The sequence below is a fragment of the Hymenobacter lutimineralis genome (assembly GCF_008271285.1).
GTDB classification, from domain to species: Bacteria; Bacteroidota; Bacteroidia; order Cytophagales; family Hymenobacteraceae; genus Hymenobacter; species Hymenobacter lutimineralis.
In genome coordinates this window covers 1-21,191 of the sequence record NZ_VTHL01000038.1, presented here as the reverse complement: position 1 = coordinate 21,191, position 21,191 = coordinate 1, and the positions used below count along the sequence as shown (strand labels likewise).

Here is a 21,191-nt window from a genome sequence, read left to right as displayed (position 1 = left end):
AGTGGCGGCACGACTATAACACCCAACGGCCCCACCAGGCCTTGAATTTCATGACCCCACTCGAATTTAAACAAGCCGCTTAACCTCTGCCTACCACTGGCTTATCGAACGGGGAAGCGTACAAAGGGTGAAAAGAAAAGGCAAGACGAGCCCGGCCGCGCGGTTAGGCGCGGAGCAGCAAGCCAGGAAAAAGTGGGAGCAGGCTGGCGGTGCGGCCTAGGGTTTCGTGACGGTGAGGTTGCGGAATGTGGCCGTGCACTTATCCGCAAAAATGCCCCAGGAAGTGCGCGGGGCCTTGTAGATGCGCGACGAAAGCGCCGCAATACCGTTCAGGTACACCACCACCACTGAGTTTTCCTGCACAATGTCCACGGTATAAGGGGTATTGGGTTGCATCGGGAACGGTACATCGGCCACGGGGGAAGTGCCGGGGTTGAGGCTGTTCCGGTTGATGCGGTCGAAGCTGAAGCGGTTCTGGCTGGGTACGAAGCGCAGACTGTAGAACTCGTTGGTGCCGTCACAGGCGCCCAGCATAAACCCGAAGTCGTTGGCCGCGTCGGTGTAGGAGACGGTGGCGCTGATCTTGTAGCGCGTCAGGTTCAGGGGCTTGAACAGCACGTGGGCCAGCGGGCCGGTGGCGGGGCCGGCCAGTACGTAGGTGCTGGAATCGGGGCGGCTGGCGGTAGCGGTGCGGCTCACGCGCACCAGCGGCTCGGTTTGGGCTTCGAGGTAAGTCCTGAGGGCGGGAACCAGCTGCACGGTCAGGTCACCATTGGCGGTTTGCACCAGCTCGTGCGTGACCAGGTTGCCCCCCCACCACCAGCTGCCGCCATCCTGGTGGTTCTGGTAGCGGTTTACCCAGCCGATAAGGTAGTGCTTGCCCGTGGCAGTGTTGTTCAGCACTTTGGCCGCGTACAGGCCGCTGCCGTCTACCCGCTCGGGGCCGGTGGGCGGGCTCCAGGGGCCGGCGGGCGAGGCGCTCTTGCGGTAGTAGAAGTTACGGGTGGTGATGTCGGAAAACGTGAGGTAGTAGGTGCTGCCGATTTTAAACAGCTGCGGGCACTCCAGCATCACGTAGCTGCTGGCCCCGCCGTCGTAGAGGATGCCCTGGTAGCTCCAGGCCAGCAAATCGGCCGACGTGTACTTTATGACCACGCCCCGGTTGTGCTGGCGGGCGGCTACCAGCATGTCATACTGCTTGGTTTCGTCGTTGAGGTACACGTACGGGTCGCGGAAGTTGTCATTCTCGTCGAAGCCCTGGCCCTTGGGCACGTAGAGCGTGGTGAAGGCCGGGTTCTTGGTGAACTTCTGGGCCGGACCGGGCGCGGTAGCCAGCATAATGCCCTCTTTGCGGTGGCCGCAGTTGGCGGCGTTGGGGTTGTGCCCGGTGTAAAAGGCGTAGTACGTGCCGCCCAGCTCCTGCACACTGCCCGTCCCGATGGCGCGGTCCTGGGCGCAGTCGCCGGAGGCGGAGGCCAGCAGCTCCCCGGCCGGCAGCTCGGTGTACTGCCGGAAGTCGGCGGTCTGAAAGCCGTACCAGGGGTGGCGCTGGTTGGTAGCATCGTTCCACACGTCCTTCAGGTAGTAGATGTACATGGAGCCCGAAGCCGCATCGAAGTAAGGCATCACGTCGCCCACGCCGGCCCCATCGCCCACCTTCGGGAAGATGCTGTAGTCGCTGCGCTCGGCCCCCGGGGTGCACACCAGGTTTTTACTGGGGTCGGTAACGGGCGGCTTGGGCTTAGCCGGGTCTTTTTCCTGGCAGGCCGACAACAGCAGCCCGGCGGCCAGGAATACCCGGCCAGGCAAGTGAGAAGACGTCATGAGTCGAAGAAGAAGTTGCGGGGGCAGCTGACTGGTCGTTAAGACGTTAGTTTGCTTTTTTGAGGCCCAGGGCGGCGTATGTAAGGGCATCCACGGTGAGGCCACCGGGGGCGCGCAGAACTATTTTGCTGAAAGGCTGACTCAGGAAAAAAATGTCCGTCAGGGTGGTCAGCCCCCCATCAGCAAACAGCTCCACCGACGCCGCATCGAACAGCAGCGTGAGGTCGGCACCAGGAGCGGTGCCCAGGCGCGGGCCCGAGTGGCGGCCGGGAAATTTGTCGCTGAACCCCGTAGCGCCGGCTTTGCTGCGGTCGATGTAGTACTGGTTCTGCTGCTTGTCGTAGCCAAGCAGCAGCTCTTCGCCTTGCTCGTTGGACAGCACCAGGGTCATATCCGTCAGCTGCTTGGTAGTGAGCCTAAGTTGGAACTGGGGCGTAAGGGCGGGCAGCTTCTCGGTCAGCGGCAGCTCGGGCTTCACCGTCAGCTTTTTCAGCGCTGTGGGCTTGGGCTGGAGCAGGCGGGCCATTTCCGTGGCCGGGCGCGAGGTCAGATAGGTTTCGGCGCCTACCTGCTGCAGCGCCAGCTCGCGCGGGGCCGTCATGGCGCTGCGCCAGGGGGCGGTGGGCACTTTTTCGGCGTATTCCCAGTTGCTCATCCAGCCCAGGAAGAGCTTGCGGGCCCCGGTGTTACCCCACGTCACGCCGGCGTAGTTGTCCTTGCCCCAGTCAATCCATTTTTGGGTGGTAGTGGCGGGCACGAAGGTTTTGCCATCAAACTGCCCCACGAAGTACTGGGTGGCCGAGCCGCCGTTGGGCCCGCCGGGGTTGATGCTCACCAGCAGCACCCAGTGGGTTTTGCCGTTGAGGGTGAGCGGAAACAAATCGGGGCATTCCCATACGCCGCCGTGGGCACCCAGCTTCTCGCCAAACTCGCTAAGCTTGGTCCAGCTTTTCAGGTCGGGCGAGCCGTAGAAGGTGATACGGTCCTTGGTGGCCAGTGTCATCACCCACTGCCGGGAGGCCTCGTGCCAGCTTACTTTGGGGTCGCGGAAGTCCTGGATGCCGGGGTTGGGCAGCACGGGGTTGCCGGCGTACTTCGTCCAGGTTTTGCCTTCGTCGAGGCTGTAAGCCAGGCTTTGGTACTGGTGGCGCCTGGTGCCTTTCTTTTCCTCGTCGGGGTTGTGATGGGTAAAAATAGCCACCAGCGCGTTTTTGCCGAAGCCGGCGGTATTGTTGGCGTCTACCACGGCGCTGCCGGAGAAGATCATGCCCAGCTTATCGGGGTAGAGGGCAATGGGCAGCTCCTGCCAGGTTACTAGGTCCCGGCTGGTGGCGTGGCCCCAGTGCATGGGGCCCCAGGTCAGGCCCTCGGGGTAGTGCTGGAAGAACAGGTGGTAGGTGCCATTGAGGTAGACCATGCCGTTGGGGTCGTTCATCCACATGCGGGCCGGCGAGAAGTGGTAGGCCGGGCGGTACTGGGGCGTGGCCGGTGGCGCGGGAGCGGCGGTTTGCGCCGGGGCCGCAGTGGCAATACTCAGGGCCGCAAGGGCCAGTAACAAGGGCTTGTTCATGGGGTGGGTGAGGTTACACCGGCTGTGCAGCCAGCAGGGCATGCACGTCGGTTTCCTGAAAGGTGGGCGTGGCGCCGGCGTGAGTGGCTACGAGGGCGCCGGTGGCGCAGGCGAAGCGCAGGGCCTCGCCGGGTTCCTGACCGGTTAGCAGGCCTTTCAGCAAAGCGGCCAGGAATGAGTCGCCGCTGCCGATGGTGTCCGTCACCGCTACCGGCACGCCGGGCGCCGAGTACAGCTGGTCGTTGGCCCAAAGCAGGGCTCCATCGGCACCTTTGGTGAGACACACGGCCTGCAACCCGAAACGGTCGGCTAGCCACTGTAGGGCAGTTGCCTCATCGGTTTCGGCGCTGAACCAGGCCATGAGTTCGGCGAGCTCGTGGTGGTTCAGCTTCACCATATCGGCTTTTTCGAGCAGGTACCGCACCACCTCTTTGGTGTAGTGGGGGGGGCGCAGGTTCACGTCGAATACTTTAAAGCGGGCGTGCTCCAACAGGCGGTAGAGGGTTTCGCGGGTGCCGGCCTGGCGGGCAGCCAGGGAGCCAAACACGAACACATCAGCCTGCTGTACTAGGGCTTCAAGAGCAGCGTCGTAGTGGATATAGTCCCAGGCTACAGGCTGCACAATCTTGTAGGTGACTTCGTGCGCGTCGTCTACATTAGCCTTAACCACGCCCGTGAGGTGGGTATGCCCGCGTTGCACGTAGTCGAGGCGCAGGTGTTTGCTTTCGATAAAGGCCAGCAGCTCGGTGCCCAGCTCGTCGTCGCCTACGCGGCTGATCAGGTCGGCAGGGAGGCCGAGCTGGCGCAGGTGCACGGCCACATTGAAAGGGGCACCGCCGGGCTGTTGGCCGGTGGGCAGCACATCCCAGAGCACTTCGCCAAAGCAGGCAAAGGAGGGCGTTTCGAGGTTGGGAAGTCGAGTAGTCATCAGCAAAGGGCTTTGGACAAAGTATCAGGGGCAGCAGGGGTGAGGCGGCAGGCGCCCACGTAAAAGTCGCCGCAACGCTCTACGTGACGGTAGGTAAGGTTTCTACGGTCACTTCCTGGTGGTCAATCGGCCGGTTAGTGCAGCACCAGGGTTTTCTCCACGTGTTCCAGGGAAGTGCCTTTGGTTTCGGGCATCATGCGCCACACAAACAAGAGCTGGAGCACCATCATCGAGCAGAAGAAGGCGAAGGTGTTGCCGCCGCCCAGCTTTTCGGCCAGGGAAGGGAAGGTGAAGGCAATGAGGGCCGCCATGACCCAGTGCGTGCTGGAGCCCAGGGCCTGGCCCTTGGCGCGAACGGTGTTAGGGAAGATTTCGGAGATGAACACCCAGATAACGGCCCCCTGCGAGAAGGCGAAAAAGGCAATGTACACGAATAGCAGCGCCGGCACCAGCATGCCGCCCAGGGCCTGGAAGTTTTCGGTGTAGAACGTCCAGGCTACCAAACCCAGCGTGGCTATCAGACCAAACGAGCCGATGAGCATAAGCTTGCGGCGGCCAAACTGGTCGATGACGCGGCGGGCCAGCAGGGTGAAGGCGAAGTTGACCAGGCCCAGCCCGGCCGAGGAGAGCAGGGCGGAGCTTTTGCCCAGGCCCGTCATTTCGAAGATGCGCGGGGCGTAGTAGATGATGGCGTTGATACCGGACACCTGGTTGAACAAGGCAAACAGCACGGCCAGCATAACGGGCCCGCGGTGCTGGCGGGCAAACAACGACCGGCCGCCGGCAGCCTCGTCGGCCGCGTTGCTGGTGAGAATGTCGGTTACCAGCTGGTCGGCGCCGGCCGCGTCGATGCGGCGCAGCACGGCGCGTCCTTCTGCCACTCGGCCCTGACCGAGCAGCCAGCGGGGACTTTCGGGCACCCGGAACAGTAGTAGGAAAAACGCCAGGGACGGTACCACCTGCACGCCCAGCATCCAGCGCCAGTCCTGCTCCCCCGCGCCCGTGAGTAGGTAGTTGGAGAGGTAGGCGGCCAGGATGCCGAATACGATATTGAACTGAAACATAGCCACCATCTGCCCGCGCCGGGAAGCCGGGGCTACCTCCGAAATGTAGAGCGGAGCCGTAACCGAGGAGGCCCCCACGCCCAGCCCGCCCAGGAAGCGGAACAGCATGAAAGCGTACCAGTTGGAGGTGAGGGCCGCCCCCAGCGCCGACACGAAGTAAAGCACGGCAATCCAGATCAGCGTCTGGCGGCGGCCCAGCTTGTCGGAAGGAATGCCGCCGAAGATGGCGCCGATAACCGTGCCGATGAGGGCCACGGCAATGGTGAAGCCATGCTCGCCGGCACTCAGGCCCCAGAGCTGCTGAATGGCTTTTTCGGCCCCGGAAATAACGGCCGTGTCGAAGCCGAACAGAAAGCCGCCCAGCGCCACGACCAGGGACCAGAAGAAGACGTTATTGTTTTTCACGAGAATCAAAAATGCAGAAAGCAGTCGGCTCGGGGCCCGGCAGGGCTTTCTAGTGGATGGGAAGCTGTAAAAGAGCTGGTTATCTAAAAAAAACACCGAACCGGACCCAACTGGCGACATCATGGCCATTGGTGGGCGACGAACATATTTTGCTCGTCGCCTGGGCACTGGCGGCAGGATGCTGGTCTATCCCCTTACCACCACCAGGGGGCCCGGTCCGATGAATTTTTAGCGTGGCCGACGGGCCAGCCAGTTACCAGTTCGGGTTTTGTTTGTAGAGGCCCTTGCTGAAGTTGATTTGGTTGAGCGGGATGGGCAGGTACTCGTCGCGGCCGCGCTGGAACTGGGCGTTCTGCAGGTACTGGCGGCGGGTTTTCTCCACGGTCAGGTAGGTGTTCAGGTAGTCGGCGGCAATGCCCCAGCGCACCAGGTCGAAAAAGCGCGAGCCTTCCATGGCAAACTCCAGGCGCCGCTCCCAGCGCAAGGCTTCGCGGGCATATTCCTGGCTCCACTGGTCGGCGGCGTACTCCCCAATGCGGTAGTTGGATACCGGCTGGCCGTTGATGTCCTTGAGCAGGGTGGTACTGGCGGCGGCCCGGCGGCGCAGCTCGTTGATGAGGGGCAGGGCCTCGGCCGGGCGGTTCAGCTCTATGAGTGCTTCGGCTTTCCAGAGCAGCACATCGGCGTAGCGGATGACGGCCCAGTTCTTGGTGCTGCTCATGAAGGGCGGCAGCTTCTGGAAGCTCTGGTCCTTGGGGCCTACCAGTTCTTTCTGCGACATAAACTGGCCGTAGATATCGGGTACGCGCACCCAGCTGCGCTGAAACACGAAGGAAGGGTCATATTTCCAGGGGTGGGTAGGAATGGCCACGGTGTGGTCGAGGCGCGGGTCCACGGCGTTGGTCTGGAAGTCGGCCGGCTCGGTAAGGCTGGTGGTGTTGTAAGTGGTGAACAGCGGAAGGCCCTTGGCGTCGGTTTTGAAGGCGTTGACCAGGTTCTGGCTGGGCTGGTGGAACCCGCAGCAGCCAAACTCCGCGTTCATGGGGTAGTTGAGCTTGTTGCCCTGGTTGATGCGCCCGCGGGGGGTACCATCGTCCTTGGAAAACTGGATGGCAAACACCGACTCGCGCCCGTTGTCGAACTGCGACTGGAAGTTGTTGCCGAAATCGGGGGAGAGGCTGTGCTTGCCCGAGCCGATGACCTCATCCGTGAGGCGCACCACTTCCTGCAGCTTGGCCTGGTCGAGGCTGGTCACCTGGTGGTTGTCGTTCTGCACGTAGGCCTGAAACAGGCGCGTCTTGGCCAGATACGCCTTGGCCGCCACCTGGCTGGCCCGACCTACCTCACCCTGCGAAGCGGGCAGGTTGTCCACCGCAAACTGGAAGTCGGCGGCAATCTTGTCCCAGAGCTGCTGGCTGCTCAAGTCCACGTTCGAAATCTTCTCGTAGTCACCCATGGGCACCGTTTCGTCGATGTAGGGCACGCGGTCAAACAACTCTTTCAGGATGAAGTAGAAGTGCCCGCGCAAAAAGCGCATCTCGCCCTGGCGGATGGCCTTGTTGGGCATGTCTACTTTGTTCAGGCGGTTAAGGGCTTCGTTGGCCCGGGAAATGCCCACGTAGAGGCGGAACCATACCTCGTCGGTGTTGCCGATGTCGGGGCGGTTGAAGGTGAAGGTTTCGTAGAAGTGGAAGCCCTCAATGTCGCCGGTGCCCCCGCCGCCCTTGTAGGCGTCGCCGGAGCGCAGGTTGCCGTAGGGCCACAAGGAGCTGAAGGGCGCCGTGAAGCCGTCGTTGGCCAGGGCAGAGTAGGCGGCAATAACCTGCTTTTCGGCGCCTTCGGGCGTGTTCAGGTTCTCGTCGCTCAGGGCCCCGCGCGGCGACACGTCCAGAAAGTCCTTGTCGTTGCAGGAAGTGGCCGATGCGGCCAGCAGGGCCGCCGTAAGGGTAAGTAGCTGTATCTTTTTCATCGGGAAAAGCAGTTGTAGGGTAGAGCTTAGAACTTAGATTAGGAGAGCTTAGAATTCTGGCAGATAACTCAAGCATCCCAGAGTCTCAGTTCTAAGCTCTAAGCTCTCAGTTCTAGAAGGTCACGTTCAGGCCGGTGGTGAAGGTGAGCGGAATGGGGTAGCCGAACGTCTGGATTTCGGGGTCGAGGCTGGTGTAGGCGTTGGGGCCTTTGCGGTCTTTGAAGGTGAGCAGGTTGGTGCCCTGCACGTAGAGGCGCACTTGCTGCAGGCGCAGGCGGCCCGCCAGGTGCTGGGGCACGGAGTAGCCCAGCTGGGCGTTGCGCAGCTTCAGGTAGGAGCCGTTTTCCACGAAGTAGCTCGACTGGCGCAGCTCGTTGTTCTGGTTGAGCAGGGACACGGCCGGAATGGTGGAGCCGTTGTTTTCGGGCGTCCAGGCATCCAGCACGCGCTTGCCCCAGTTTTCGCCGGTCACGTAGCTGAAGTCGGTGCGGAACTTTGTTTCGTTGTACACCTCCAAGCCCTGCACGCCCTGCCAGAACAGCTGCACGTCGAAGCCCTTGTAGCTGGCGCCCAGGTTCAGGCCGTAGATGAAATCGGGCTGGTTGCTGGTAATCCAGGTCTGGTCGAAGTTGTCGATTTTGCCGTCCCCGTTCAGGTCGCGGTAGCGGATGCGGCCGGGACCGGCCCCTACCTGGGTGGCGTGGGTATCTACCTCGCCCTGGCTCTGGAAGAGGCCCTCGGCCACGTAGCCGTAGCGCGAGCCAAAGGGCTGCCCGATGATGGTCACGTCCTGTCCGTTGCCGCCGTAGGCGTTGATAACCTCGCGGGGCAGGGCCGTAACCTGGTTGCGGTAGCTGCTCAGGTTGCCCGTGATGTTGTAGGCAAAGCCGCTGCCGGCCAGCTCGTTCTGGTAGCCGAGCAGGAACTCCCAGCCCTTGTTTTCGATGGAGGCGCCATTCACGAACCGGTCACCGCCTTCGCCTACCACCGCCAGGTACGGCGGCTTCACCAGGATGTCCTTGGTGTTCTTCACGAAGTAGTCCACCGAGCCGGTGAGCTTGTTCTGGAGCAGGCCAAAGTCCAGGCCGATGTTGGTTTGGGTGGTGGTTTCCCATTTCAGCTGGTCGTTGCCCTGCTGAAAGCGGCGGTACCCCGAGGGCAGGGCCCCGGCTTTGTTGCCGGCAATGTCGTAGGCCGTGCCCTGGTCGGGGTCCCAGGTGGGGTCGGTGCCGTACACGGGGCGGTAGAGGCTGTAGGCTGCGTCGTAGGCAATGTCCTGGTTGCCGGTCTGGCCCCAGCCGGCACGCAGCTTCAGATCCGATACCAGCGCTACGTTGTCTTTCAGGAAGCTTTCCTCCGAGATGCGCCAGCCCGCCGAAGCCGCCGGAAACACGCCAAACTGGTTTTCCTTGCCGAAGCGGGAGCTGCCGTCGCGGCGCAGCGTAACCGAGGCCAGGTACCGCTCATTAAAGGCGTAGTTGACTTTGCCGAAGTACGAAGCCAGCCGGTAAGCCGAGGCAAAGCCGCCGTTGTCCTTGTTGGCCGAGCCCGCGTCGAGGTAGGCATAGTCTAGGTCTTCGATGGCGAAGCCCGTGCGCTGGGCCGATATTTCGGTGAAAGTATAGCTGATGCGCTCCGTGCCGGCCAGCAAATCCAGCTGGCTTTTGCCCAGTGTGAGGCTGTAGTTGAGCGTGTTCTGCCACACCCAGTTGCCGAAGGTGCGCTCCACATTCACTAGGCGGTTCAGGTTGTCGGACAAATAGCCCGACTTGTAGCGTTTAAACAAGCTGCGCTGGCTGAACAGGCTGTAGTCGATGCCGAAGCTGGTGCGCAGGTGCAGGTTTTTCACCAGCTCCAGGTCGGCAAAGGCGTTGCCAAAGGCCCGGTTGGTGGCCCCGTAGTTTTGCTTGTTGTCTTCCAGTAGGCGCACGGGGTTCTGGCGGTCGGCAATGCCATTTACCGGCCCACCCCAGCCCACGCCATCCACCGTGCGCACCGGCACAATGGCCAGCTGCAGCACCGATACGCCCAGAGCCTGCCGGTCTTCGCCATAGCTCTGGCGGCTGCGCGCCATCGTCAGGTTTTCCCCTACTTTCAGCTTGCCATCCAGAAAGGAATAGTCCGAGTTCAGGCGGCCCGTGAAGCGCTTGAAGTTGGAGTACTTCACCACGCCGTCATTGTCGTAGTAGTTCAGCGAGAACAGGGCGTTGCCCCGCTCCCCGCCGCTGGCCAGGTTCACATTGTAGCTCTGAATCAACGAGCGTTGCTGGATTTCCTCGAACCAGTTGGTATCGGCGGCGCGCTGGGTCTGGTCGGCGTCGATGAACTCGGGCACCACCACCTCATCCAGCACCGGGCGGCCGTTGGAATCGGTGTGGGAGCGGAAGGTGTAGAGCGGGCTGCTGGGCGTAAGGCCGTCGTTCACGGCGGCCTGCCAGTAGGTGCGGCCGTACTCCTGGGTATTGAGCATGGGCGCCAGCTCACGCGGGTGCTGCAGGGTGGCAAACGTGCTGAACTCTACCCGGTTCACGCCTTTGCGGGCCTTTTTGGTGGTGATGATGATGACGCCATTGCCGGCCCGGGAGCCGTAGATGCTGGCCGCCGAGGCGTCCTTGAGCACCTGAATGCTTTCGATGTCGTTCTGGTTGAGCTGGTTGATGCCATCCTTGGTCGGGATGCCGTCAATCACGTACAGCGGGTCGTTGTTGCCGAGCGTGCCCAGCCCCCGGATGCGTACCGACACGTTGCCGTCGGGCGCCCCATCGGTGTTGATGCTCACGCCCGGCACGCGACCCTGCAGGTTGCGCATGATGTTGCCCGAGGGTAGGTCTTTCACCTCGTCCACCTTCACCACGGCCACGGCCCCGGTCAGGTCGGCTTTGCGCTGCACCTGGTAGCCGGTTACCACTACCTCGTCCAGGGCCGCCACGTCCGTAGCGAGCTTCACACTAAAGCTGGTGCGGCCCGCGGCGGATACTTCCTGGGTTTTGTAGCCGATAAAGGAAAAGATGAGCGTGGCGTTGTCGGGCACGCTCAGGCTGAACTCCCCGTTGGGGCCGGTGCTGGTCCCAATGGCCGTGCCTTTCACCACTACCGTTACGCCGGGTAGGCCCGCGCCCTGGTCGTCGGTGACACGGCCGCTGATGGGTGTTTCGGCTAGCCGGGCCGTGGCGCCGGCGTACCGGAGGGTAGCCGCCTGCACTGGCAAGTGCAGGGCCAGCGGCCCGGCCGCCAGCATGGACAGGAGCACCGCCTGCCGCACAAAGGGTACTGTTTCTTTCATGGGAATTAGAAGGAATAAGGGAGCAAAACCAGGGCCGGTAAGCGGCGACCGAAAACGATTCCGGAACAAGAGTCTGAAAGCCGCCGGCTGTAAGCACCGCCGCGCCGGCGGCCTCGGCTCCGGTTTAAAGAGGAGCAGGCCTGGTGGCGCGGGCTATAGCTTAGGGTAGGCGGGTAGCTTTCATGACTGATTGTTTCCCAAATCTCAGTCGGAATCCTAGCGGGGGCTTCCTGTATTCATTCAGATTCTTCTAAATTTTAGACCCAATTCCGCAAACGTTTTCTGGGCTGTAAATCAGGTGTTTATGAATAAAGTGGGTATAGATACTATAAGCCGAACTTCTATTTTTGATACCTGTTTTTCACTTTTTATTCAGGCACTGGGCGTGGTGTGCAGGGCCCGGAACTCCGAAGGCGACACCTGGTAGCGGGCTTTGAAGCTTGTTGAGAAGTACGAAGGCGTGGAGAAGCCCAGCTGGTAGGCAACTTCAGCAATGGTCAGCTCCTCGGTAAGCAGCAGCTGGCGTGCCTTGGTTAGGCGCTGGCTTTGGATAAAGTCGGTGACGCCCGTACCCAACACCGCCTTTACTTTGCGGTATAGCTGCACCCGCGAGATGCCCAGGCTGCGGGCCACGTCCTCCACGCTCAGGTCGGAGCGGGTGAGGTTGGCTTCCACAATAGCCGTGAGGTCGGCCAGGAATTTCTGGTCCACGCGCTGGGGCGCTACGGTGGCGGTGTCAACGCTCAGCTCCCGGCGGAAATGCTCCCGCAGTTTGTCGCGGTTGGCTAGCAGCGTGCGCAGGCTTTCCAGCAGGAAGGTGGGGTTGAACGGCTTGGTCAGGTAAAGGTCGGCGCCGGCCTGCACGCCTTCTACCTGCTGCTCGGGGGCGCTGCGGGCCGTAAGCAGCACCACCGGAATGTGGGAGGTGCGCCAGTCCTCCTTGAGCTTAGCCACCACTTCCAGCCCACTGATTTCGGGCAGCATCACGTCGCACACAATCAGGTCGGGAATGGTGTCGGCGGCCATGCGCAGCCCGGTGGTGCCATCGGTGGCCGCACTCACCTGAAAGTGTGGCCGCAGCTTCTGGACCAGAAAGGCGTTGACTTCGGGGTTATCTTCGATAATGAGCACCAGCGCCTCGCTCGTGGCGCCCTGGGCCAGGGCCGGTAGCGTGGTTTCGGTGGGACTTTCCGCAATGCCTTCTTCCAGGGTGAGCAGAGGAGCGGGGACAGGCGCCGTGGTGCTGGCCTTGAGGTTGGCCGGCAGCTCCAGCGGGAGCGTCACCACAAACGTGCTGCCCTGCCCCGCCTGACTGGTAAAGGATAACTGCCCCAGGTGCAGGCGCGTGAGGCCCAGCGCCAGGGCCAAGCCCATGCCCGAGCCTTTGGCCACCGACTGCTGGCCCTGGTAAAACCACTCGAAAATGTGCGCCTTATCCTGCTCGGAAATGCCGCGGCCGGTATCCTCCACGCTCACGCGCACGGCCTGCTCGGCCGTCACCACCTGAATGCTGACGGTAATCTGCCCGCGCTCCGGGGTGAACTTCAGGGCGTTGGATAACAGGTTGAAGAATACCTTGTCCAGAATGTTGGCATCAAACCACAGCGGAATAACGGGCTGGGCTGGCAGGAACCGGAGGCTGATACCGCGCTGCCGGGCCGGGCGCTCAAACACGTCCATAATCTCGCGCACAAACGCGACCAGATTACCTTCCGTGGCCCGCACCGGCATTTTCCCCACGTCAATCCTGCGGAAGTCCATCAGTTGGTTGACCAGCTGGAGCAGGCGCTGGGCATTGCGCCGGATCAGGCTTAAGTCGTGCCGGTGGGCGGCCGGTACGTTGCTGCCGCTGGTGAGCATTTCCTCCACCGGCCCCAGGATAAGGGTGAGCGGGGTGCGCAGCTCGTGGGAGAAGTTGGTGAAGAAGCGCAGCTTGGCTTCCGTTTCTACCCGGGCCTGCTCGGCAAACGCCTGAATCTGGTTGCGCTGGGACAGGATTTCCTGGTTTTGCAAGGCCAGCTGGTAGTTGATGCGGCGGTTGGCCCGAAAGGCCCGCCACACCAGCAGGCCCAGCAAGGCCGCACCCAGCAGGGCCGCCGCCAGCACGTACAGCACCGTTTGCTGACTAGCGTAGGTGTCGCGCTGCTTGCGCAGCAGTTCTTGCTGCCGCTGGATATCCTGCTGCTGACTAGCCAGCTTCTCCGTCTGCAGCTTCATCGTCAGCACGTTGGTTGAGTCGATAACCATGGTGCTGAGAATGTTTTCCTTCTCGTAGGGCTGCTTGCGCAGGATTTTCATGGCCATGCGGATAGCCTCCTCCCCGCCCGGCGAGTACAGCAGTGTGGCGTTGATAATGCCGTCCTGCACCAGCTGAATGCCCCCATGCGCACCGGGCAGGCCGTCTACGCCCACAATTTTGATGCGCCGCTCCAGGCCCAGCTGCTTGCACACCTGGTAGGCTCCCAGGGCCAGGCGGTCGTTGTGGGCAAATATCAGGTCGATGTCCGACTGCGCTTTCAGCACGGCCGGCAGCCGCGCCAGCACGGAGGGCCGCTCCCAGTTGCTGTTCAGCTCGCCTGCCAGCCGGAGACCCGGATAAGCCGCTAGCGCCTGGGCAAAGCCGCGGTGCCGGTCGACGGCGGGGGAGGAGCCGGGGGCGCCCAGTATTTCCAGCACCCGGCCCTGCCGCCGAAGTAAGTTGGCCACGTAGTTGCCGGCCGTGCGGCCTACCTCTTCGTTGTTGCCGCCCACGTAGGCAGTATAGAGCTTGGAAGTGGTGCGCCGGTCCAGAATCACCACCGGGATGCCGCGGTTGTAGGCTTCCTCCACGATGGGCGTCACGGGCTCGGCCTCGTTGGCCGACACAATCAGCAAGTCGATGCCTTCCTGCAGGAACTCCCGGATGTGTTTCTCCTGCAGGGCACTGCTGTTGTGGGCATCCTTCATCCGAAACGTTACCTCCGGATAAAAGCTCAGCTCTTTCTGCATGCCCGCCAGCATGGCCAGGCGCCAGGCATCCCCGTTGGTGCACTGCGAGAAGCCAATGACGTAGCCTGGTTTGGCCGCCGCCTTCACTTGGTTACCCCACAGCGTAGCCGTCACCAGAACGACGCCTACAATCAGCCTGCTTACGTGAGCAATAGAAATCATGGATTCAGGAACAGTCGGGATGCCGGGTGGGCTCTGCAAAGGTGGCTCGAAGGCCAACGAAAACAGCATACACTTCGTGCAAACTTACGCGGACTATGCCGGCAGTTGGACAATTGAGTTGAGAGTCTGGCCACGTCGATTGATCCGTCAGTATATGCCTCTATCGGGTGGATGACTTAAGCATATAGCTGTAAAAGACCATGCCCGGAAAAGACCATGCCCGGCCATTTGGCCGGGCATGGTCTTTTACAGTAACCTGACATGCTTTACCGCACGCCCAGCCGGTTCCGCTTCCAGGCCGAGCCGGTAGCAACCGGAGCTTCGGTGGCGGCAGCTGTAAAACCGGGTTTCTTTTCGGCGAGCAGCATGGCCGTGAGCACGGCGGCAAGCTTGGCGGTGGCTTCGTCGGGGGCGGCGGGCTTCAGGCTCTCGGGCGTGAAGTGGTCCTTGATAAAGTTGGTGTCGAAGTTGCCGCTCACGAAGGCCGGGTGCCGGAGTACGTAGCTCCCGAAGCCCAGCGTCGTTTGGATGCCGGTAATCTGGTACTCGTCGATGGCGCGCAGCATGCGGGCAATGGCCTCCTCGCGCGTGGCCCCGAAGGTGACGAGCTTGGCAATCATCGGGTCGTAGTAAATCGGGATGTCCATGCCCTGCTCGAAGCCGTCATCGACGCGCACGCCCGGGCCCTGGGGGCGCACGTAGGTCGTGAGCGTCCCGATGTCGGGCAGGAAGTTGTTTTGCGGGTCTTCGGCGTACACGCGCAGCTCCAGGGCGTGGCCGTTGATGCTCAGGTCGTCCTGGCGGAAGGCGAGGGGCTGGCCCTGGGCCACCTTAATCTGCTCCTTGACCAGGTCGAGGCCGGTAATCTGCTCCGTGACGGGATGTTCCACCTGCAGGCGGGTGTTCATCTCCAGGAAATAGAAGTTGCGCTGGTCGTCGAGCAGGAACTCCACGGTGCCGGCCCCGGTGTAGTTGCAGGCCCGGGCCACGTCCACGGCGCAGCGGCCCATTTCAGCGCGCAGCTCGGGCGTGAGCACCGAGGAGGGAGCTTCCTCAATCACCTTCTGGTGGCGGCGCTGAATGCTGCACTCGCGCTCAAACAGGTGTACAATGTTGCCGTGCTCGTCGCCCAGCACCTGAATTTCGATGTGGCGCGGCCCGGTTACGAACTTCTCAATGAACACGGCCCCGTCGCCGAAGGCCGATACGGCTTCGTTGATGGCCAGCTGCATCTGCTCCTCAAATTCCTCTACATTATGGACCAGGCGCATGCCCTTGCCGCCGCCCCCGGCCGAGGCCTTGATCAGAATCGGGAAGCCAACCTGCTGGGCAATCTGCTTGGCTTCGGCCACGTCGGAAATAGCCTCGGCGGTGCCCGGCACCAGCGGAATGTTATAGGCCTGCACGGCCTGCTTGGCCGAGAGCTTGTCGCCCATAATGTCCATGGCCTCCGGGGAGGGCCCTACGAAGATCAGCCCGGCCTCTTTCACCTGGCGGGCAAACTCGGCGTTTTCGCTCAGGAAGCCATAGCCGGGGTGGATGGCATCGACGCCGAGCTGGCGGCAGACTTCCAGGATTTTGTCGCCGCGCAGGTAGCTGTCTTTGCTGGCGGGTGGGCCCACGCACACGGCCTCGTCGGCGTAGCGCACGTGCAGGGCGTTGCGGTCGGCCTCGGAGTAGATGGCCACGGTTTGCAGGCCCATTTCCTTGGCCGAGCGCAGCACGCGCAGGGCAATTTCGCCGCGGTTGGCTACGAGCAGCTTGGTGATTTTCTTCATGGGAACGAGTAGGGTGCGGGTGGGAGAGAGGCAACTGTCATCCTGAGCGAAGCGAAGGACCTTATCACGTTCGAGTTAGCACCAGCCGAGGCGTTCTAGGGTGATAAGGTCCTTCGCTTCGCTCAGGATGACAGGATTTTTATTCAGCACCCAAAGAAACGCCATTCCAACGGCACCATCAACCGGGCCGGGGCAAATCCGGGAAGGTTGGATGCCTGCCCGCTGAGGGCTACCTTTGCGGATTGCCACAACTTTGCACATCCCCTGCGGTTTAGGTCTCGGTCGTAACCGCTTGTTTTCGTTTCACTTTCAACCCGTTCCTTCGTGGATCTATTTGAGAAGATTGCCGCCAACCGCGGCCCGCTGGGCACCCACTCGCATTATGCGCACGGTTATTTCACCTTCCCCAAGCTGGAAGGCGAGATTAAGCCCCGCATGATTTTCCGCGGCAAAGAGGTGCTCACCTGGAGCCTGAATAACTACCTGGGCCTGGCCAACCACCCCGAGGTGCGCAAGGCCGACGCCGAAGGAGCGGCGGAGTACGGCATGGCCCTGCCCATGGGCGCCCGCATGATGAGCGGCAACTCCAACCTTCACGAGCAGTTGGAAAGCGAGCTGGCTGAGTTCGTGATGAAGCCCGACTGCATGCTCCTGAATTTCGGCTACCAAGGCGTGGTAAGCATCATCGACGCCATGGTGGGCCGCCACGACGTGATTGTGTACGACGCTGAGTCGCACGCCTGCATTATTGATGGGGTACGCCTGCATGCAGGCAAGCGCTTCGTGTACGTGCACAACGATATGCAGAGCCTGGAAAAGCAGCTGGAGCGCGCCAAGCGCATCATCGATGAAACCGGTGGCGGTATTCTGGTGATTACCGAGGGCGTGTTTGGTATGTCGGGCAACCAGGGCAACCTGCGCGGCGTGGTGGCTTTGAAGGAAAAATACCAGTTCCGCTTGTTCGTGGATGATGCCCACGGCTTCGGCACACAGGGGGCTACGGGCGCCGGCACGGGCGAAGAACAGGGCGTGCAGGACGGTATCGACCTTTATTTTTCGACGTTTGCCAAGTCCATGGCCAGCATTGGCGCCTTCGTAGCCGGGCCGGAAAACGTAATTGAATATTTGCGCTACAACATGCGCAGCCAGATTTTCGCCAAAAGCCTGCCTATGCCGCTCGTAGTGGGCGCTTTGAAGCGTTTGGAGCTGCTGCGCACCCGCCCCGAGCTGAAAGAAAACCTCTGGACGATTGTGCGGGCCCTACAAAGCGGCCTGCGCGAAAGAGGCTTCAACCTCGGCACTACCACCTCCTGCGTAACGCCGGTGCTGTTGAACGGCCAAATCCCCGATGCTGCCCAGATTACCTTCGATCTGCGTGAGAATCACGGTATTTTCTGCTCTATCGTGGTATATCCGGTGGTTCCCAAGGGCGTCATTATGCTGCGCCTGATTCCCACGGCCGCCCACAGCCTCGACGATGTAGCCTTGACCATTAAGGCCTTTGAAGCGGTGCAGGACAAGCTTTCGAAGGGGTTATACTCGAAAACCGAGATTCCAGCGGGTTTGCAGGACTAGCTTCCGCGCCTTTGTACGTAAAGCCGGCCGCTGGATAGCGGCCGGCTTTTGTATTTAGGACTATTCTGCTATTTGTGGTGGCTGTAAAGTAGGGTGTAATTACGATTTCAGCGAAAAAAAGGCCGCTCTAAGCGTCCTAATAGGGTTTAATAAAAAAAGTTGACAACTTGCTTGTATTTGAAATCCCTGTATATTAGGGCCGATTAAGCACTTTTCTCCACACCCACTAACCCCCTCTCCAATGAGCAATTTTGGCCAATTGAAAGACCTCGTAATGTCGCTGGAAGCTGACTTTGAGAAATTCTACGACAAAGGCAACTCGGCCGCTGGTACCCGCGTGCGCAAAGGCATGCAAGAGTTGAAGAACATGGCGCAGACTATCCGCACGGAGGTGCAGAACGCTAAGAACTCGGCCGCTGCTCCCGCTGCTGGTGCTGCCAAAGCTGCTCCCGCTAAGAAAGCGGCTGCTCCCGCTGCCAAGAAAGCCGCTCCCGCTAAGAAGAAGTAGTCTGAACCACGGATTCGCGCGAATTTTTCGGATTCGCGCGGATTTCGTGGACGATTCCAAAACAGCAAAAAAGCCCCGCAACCTGCGGGGCTTTTTTATTGGTGGAGCTGTCATTGGGCTTTGCGCCCAATGACAGATGAAATAAGCAGGTCTATCGTTTATACCGACTGCAAAATCCGCGAAATCCGAAAAATTCGCGCGACTCCGTGGTTTAGACCAGCTTGATAAGGAAGTAGTTTTTCCCTTTCTGGGCTACGAGGTAGTTGCCGAGCAAAGGTGCTACGGCCGTAGCTGATTGGTCGAGGGTAACTTTCTCACGGTTCAGCTTCACCCCGTTGTTCTGCACCATTTTGCGGGCTTCGCCCTTGGAGGAGAAAATGACGTTGCCGGTAGCCGTGCTCAGCAGGGTAAGGGCATCCAGGTTGGCCAGCTCGGCGCGGGCAACCTCTACGTGGGGTACCCCGGCAAATACGTCGAGCAGGGTGGCTTCATCCAGGTTACTCAGCTCGCCCCCGCCGAACAGCACCTGGGAGGCCGCCAGGGCCCCTTCAAAAGCCGCTTCGCCGTGCACCCGGATGGTCACGTCTTTGGCCAGGGCTTTCTGCAGGATGCGCTGGTGCGGGGCCTGGGCGTGTTCAGCTTCTAATGCTTCAATTTCATCCTGACTCAGCAGCGTGAAGACGCGGATGAGGCGGGGCACGTCTTCGTCCTTGCTATTAAAGAAGAACTGGTAGAACTGGTAGGGCGAGGTCATGGTGGGGTCAAGCCACACCGTGCCGGTTTCGCTCTTGCCGTACTTGGTGCCATCGGCCTTGGTGATGAGCTGGCCGGTGAGGGCGTAGACCTTACCCTCGCCGCCCGACATGCGCCGGATCAGCTCCGTACCGGTGGTGATGTTGCCCCACTGGTCGCTAGCGCCCATCTGCAGGGTGGTGCCCAGCTCTTTGTAGAGGTGAAAGAAGTCGTAGCCTTGCAACAGCTGGTAGCTGAACTCAGTGTAGCTGATGCCCTCGGCCCCGGTGTCTTCGTTGCCGCTGATGCGGCGCTTTACCGAGTCTTTGGCCATCATGTAGTTCACCGTCAGGTGCTTGCCCACTTCGCGTAGAAACTGCAGGAAGCCGAATTCCTTAAACCAGTCATAGTTATTCACCACGCGGGCCCCAGTGGGCGAATCGCCGAATACCAGGAACTTCTCCAGCTGGGCTTGGATGCCGGCCTGGTTGCGGCGCAGCGCCTCCTCATCCAGCAGGTTCCGCTCGGCCGACTTACCCGACGGGTCGCCAATCATGCCGGTGGCGCCGCCTACCAGGGCCAGCGGGCGGTGGCCGGCGCGCTGTAGGTGCACCAGCAGCATGATGGTGGCCAGGTTGCCGATGTGCAGGGAAGGGGCCGTGGGGTCGAAGCCGATGTAGCCGGTGATGGGCGCGTTCTTCAGCAGGTGCTCCTCGGTACCGGGCATCATGTCGTGAAACATGCCCCGCCAGCGCAGTTCTTCTATGAGGTTCAAAGTGGAAGTAGGAATTAAGAATTAGGAATTAAGAATTGAGCCAGCAGAATCCAGAAAGACAAACGTGCTTTCCTGAGACGGTAGCAGCCACCCAATTCTTCCAAAGCAGTTCGGCAAAGGTAAGAGGCAGGGCGTACCTTTGGGTAGGAAGAATTGGGAAGGTGACCTACCGGTGTGCCCCTGTCAATTCTTAATTACTAATTGCTCATTACGAATTCAAAATTGACGCTCACGCCCGACGAAATCCTGAAGCAGCTCCAGCAGCGGCAGTTTGCGCCCGTGTACTTTCTGCAGGGGGAGGAGCCGTACTATATTGATCTGGTGGCCGATCTGCTGGAAAAGCACGTGCTGCCCGAGCACGAGAAAGGCTTCAACCAGGTGGTCATCTACGGCAAGGACACCGACGTGACGGGCATCCTGGGCCAGGCCAAGCGCTTCCCCATGATGGCGGAGCGCTCCGTGGTTATTGTAAAGGAGGCCCAGGCTGTAGCCGACCTGGAGGCGGAGAAATCGTGGCCGTTTCTGGAGGCCTACCTGAAGAACCCGCTGCAAAGCACCGTGCTGGTGTTTTGCTACAAGCACAAAACCCTGGATGCTCGTAAGAAGCTGGGCAAGCTGCTTTCCGGCGACAAGAAGGACGCCGCCCCGGCCGGTACCGTGCTCATGACGAGCAAAAAGCTCTACGACAACCAGGTGGCGCCCTGGCTGAGCCAGTACGTGCGCTCCAAAAACCAGCAGATTACGCCCCAGGCCACCGTGATGCTGGCCGAGTACATCGGGGCCGAGCTGGGCCGCCTCACAAATGAGGTGGACAAGATGCTGCTCAACCTGCTGCCCGGCCAGGCCATTGATGAGGATTTGGTGCAGCGCATGGTGGGCATCAGCAAGGAGTACAACATCTTCGAGCTGCAGAGCGCCCTGGTGCGCCGCGACGTGCTCAAGGCCAACCGCATCCTGCTCTACTTCGAGGCCAACCCCAAGAACAACCCGCTTATCCCGAACCTGACGCTGCTGTTCAACTTCTTTTCCCGGCTGCTGGCCCTGCATCAGAACCCTAACCCCTCGGAGGCCGACTGGCTGAAGATGGGCCTGCGCTTCCCCATTCAGCGCAAGGACTACCAGACGGGCCTGAAGGTATTCGACTTTCACCGCACCCGCGACATCGTGCACCTGATCCGCCGCGCCGACGCCCAAAGCAAAGGCATCGACGCGGGCTCCATGACCGACGGCGAAATCCTGCGGGAGCTGATCTGGCTGATTATCCACCCAGTGCCCCTGCATGCGGTGGTGGGGGCCTAACAAAACAACCGGCGCCTCAGAGCGGGTAGGGCAAGAAGGGTCAACATTCGCCAAAGCCTAGTGCCACGGCAGCAACGTACCCCATGAAGTGCGCGAAAAAGTAGGTGGCCAGGCCCGGTGAGGCCACGGCTGTTTAACCGAAAACGGGCGAGTAAGCGTTGTTTTACATTGATAAGTGGTTAGTGACCCAGGCCGCGAGACTAAAAAAGGACGCCATGCGGAGCTTATCCGCATGGCGTCCCTTTGGAATCGGTCAACTGTCTACAGGGCCTTGTACTCGTTCCAGCTCTTGATCTTCAGGTCTTCGAGCGAGAGGGAAGTGAAGGCATGG

At 61.0% G+C, this 21,191-nt stretch carries 12 protein-coding genes and 1 pseudogene; 4 read left to right on the top strand and 9 right to left on the bottom strand.

The window, feature by feature from the left end:
* On the top strand, nt 1-83 hold an 83-nt coding region (locus tag FY528_RS21860), incomplete at its 5' end, for an integrase core domain-containing protein (protein ID WP_149072669.1).
* 133 nt (nt 84-216) lie between these two features.
* On the opposite strand, the gene FY528_RS20830 is transcribed toward FY528_RS21860, so the two are convergent.
* The 8 genes from FY528_RS20830 to accC form a co-directional block, all read right to left on the bottom strand.
* Nucleotides 217-1,824, bottom strand: coding sequence for a glycoside hydrolase family 32 protein (locus FY528_RS20830; protein WP_187632231.1), 1,608 nt, complete (start codon nt 1,822-1,824; stop codon nt 217-219).
* Between the two features lie 46 nt (nt 1,825-1,870).
* Entirely contained in the window at nt 1,871-3,394 is a 1,524-nt protein-coding gene (locus FY528_RS20825; RefSeq protein WP_149072935.1) for a glycoside hydrolase family 32 protein, read from the bottom strand.
* Nucleotides 3,395-3,407: 13 nt separating this feature from the next.
* Entirely contained in the window at nt 3,408-4,322 is a 915-nt protein-coding gene (locus FY528_RS20820; protein ID WP_187632230.1) for a carbohydrate kinase family protein, read from the bottom strand.
* Nucleotides 4,323-4,456: 134 nt separating this feature from the next.
* Nucleotides 4,457-5,791 (bottom strand): sugar porter family MFS transporter, encoded by a 1,335-nt coding sequence (locus tag FY528_RS20815; RefSeq protein WP_262384075.1) that lies wholly within the window; start codon nt 5,789-5,791, stop codon nt 4,457-4,459.
* A 253-nt stretch (nt 5,792-6,044) separates the two neighbouring features.
* Nucleotides 6,045-7,760, bottom strand: a complete 1,716-nt coding sequence (locus tag FY528_RS20810; RefSeq protein ID WP_149072934.1) for a RagB/SusD family nutrient uptake outer membrane protein — start codon at nt 7,758-7,760, stop codon at nt 6,045-6,047.
* Between the two features lie 112 nt (nt 7,761-7,872).
* A complete protein-coding gene (locus FY528_RS20805) occupies nt 7,873-11,043 on the bottom strand; it encodes a SusC/RagA family TonB-linked outer membrane protein (RefSeq protein ID WP_149072933.1) in 3,171 nt (1,056 codons plus the stop codon).
* A gap of 372 nt (nt 11,044-11,415) precedes the next feature.
* Nucleotides 11,416-14,193: a substrate-binding domain-containing protein gene (locus FY528_RS20800; protein ID WP_187632229.1), complete on the bottom strand. Its 2,778-nt coding sequence runs from the start codon at nt 14,191-14,193 to the stop codon at nt 11,416-11,418.
* Between the two features lie 266 nt (nt 14,194-14,459).
* Entirely contained in the window at nt 14,460-15,971 is a 1,512-nt protein-coding gene (gene accC / locus FY528_RS20795) for an acetyl-CoA carboxylase biotin carboxylase subunit (protein WP_149072931.1), read from the bottom strand.
* A 324-nt stretch (nt 15,972-16,295) separates the two neighbouring features.
* Here accC and FY528_RS20790 point away from each other — a divergent pair, with 324 nt between their 5' ends.
* Both FY528_RS20790 and FY528_RS21770 read left to right on the top strand, forming a co-directional pair.
* A complete protein-coding gene (locus tag FY528_RS20790) occupies nt 16,296-17,546 on the top strand; it encodes an aminotransferase class I/II-fold pyridoxal phosphate-dependent enzyme (RefSeq protein ID WP_149072930.1) in 1,251 nt (416 codons plus the stop codon).
* Between the two features lie 241 nt (nt 17,547-17,787).
* Nucleotides 17,788-17,958 (top strand): annotated as a pseudogene (locus FY528_RS21770) (BF3379 family histone-like protein); the annotation flags it as partial.
* A gap of 307 nt (nt 17,959-18,265) precedes the next feature.
* On the opposite strand, the gene tyrS reads toward FY528_RS21770, so the two are convergent.
* Complete coding sequence (tyrS, locus tag FY528_RS20780; protein ID WP_149072928.1) at nt 18,266-19,561, bottom strand: tyrosine--tRNA ligase; 1,296 nt, start codon at nt 19,559-19,561, stop codon at nt 18,266-18,268.
* Nucleotides 19,562-19,762: 201 nt separating this feature from the next.
* On the opposite strand from tyrS, the gene holA reads away from it, so the two are divergent.
* On the top strand, nt 19,763-20,860 hold the full coding sequence (holA, locus tag FY528_RS20775) for a DNA polymerase III subunit delta (RefSeq protein WP_262384074.1): 1,098 nt from the start codon (nt 19,763-19,765) through the stop codon (nt 20,858-20,860).
* Nucleotides 20,861-21,191: the final 331 nt, after the last annotated feature.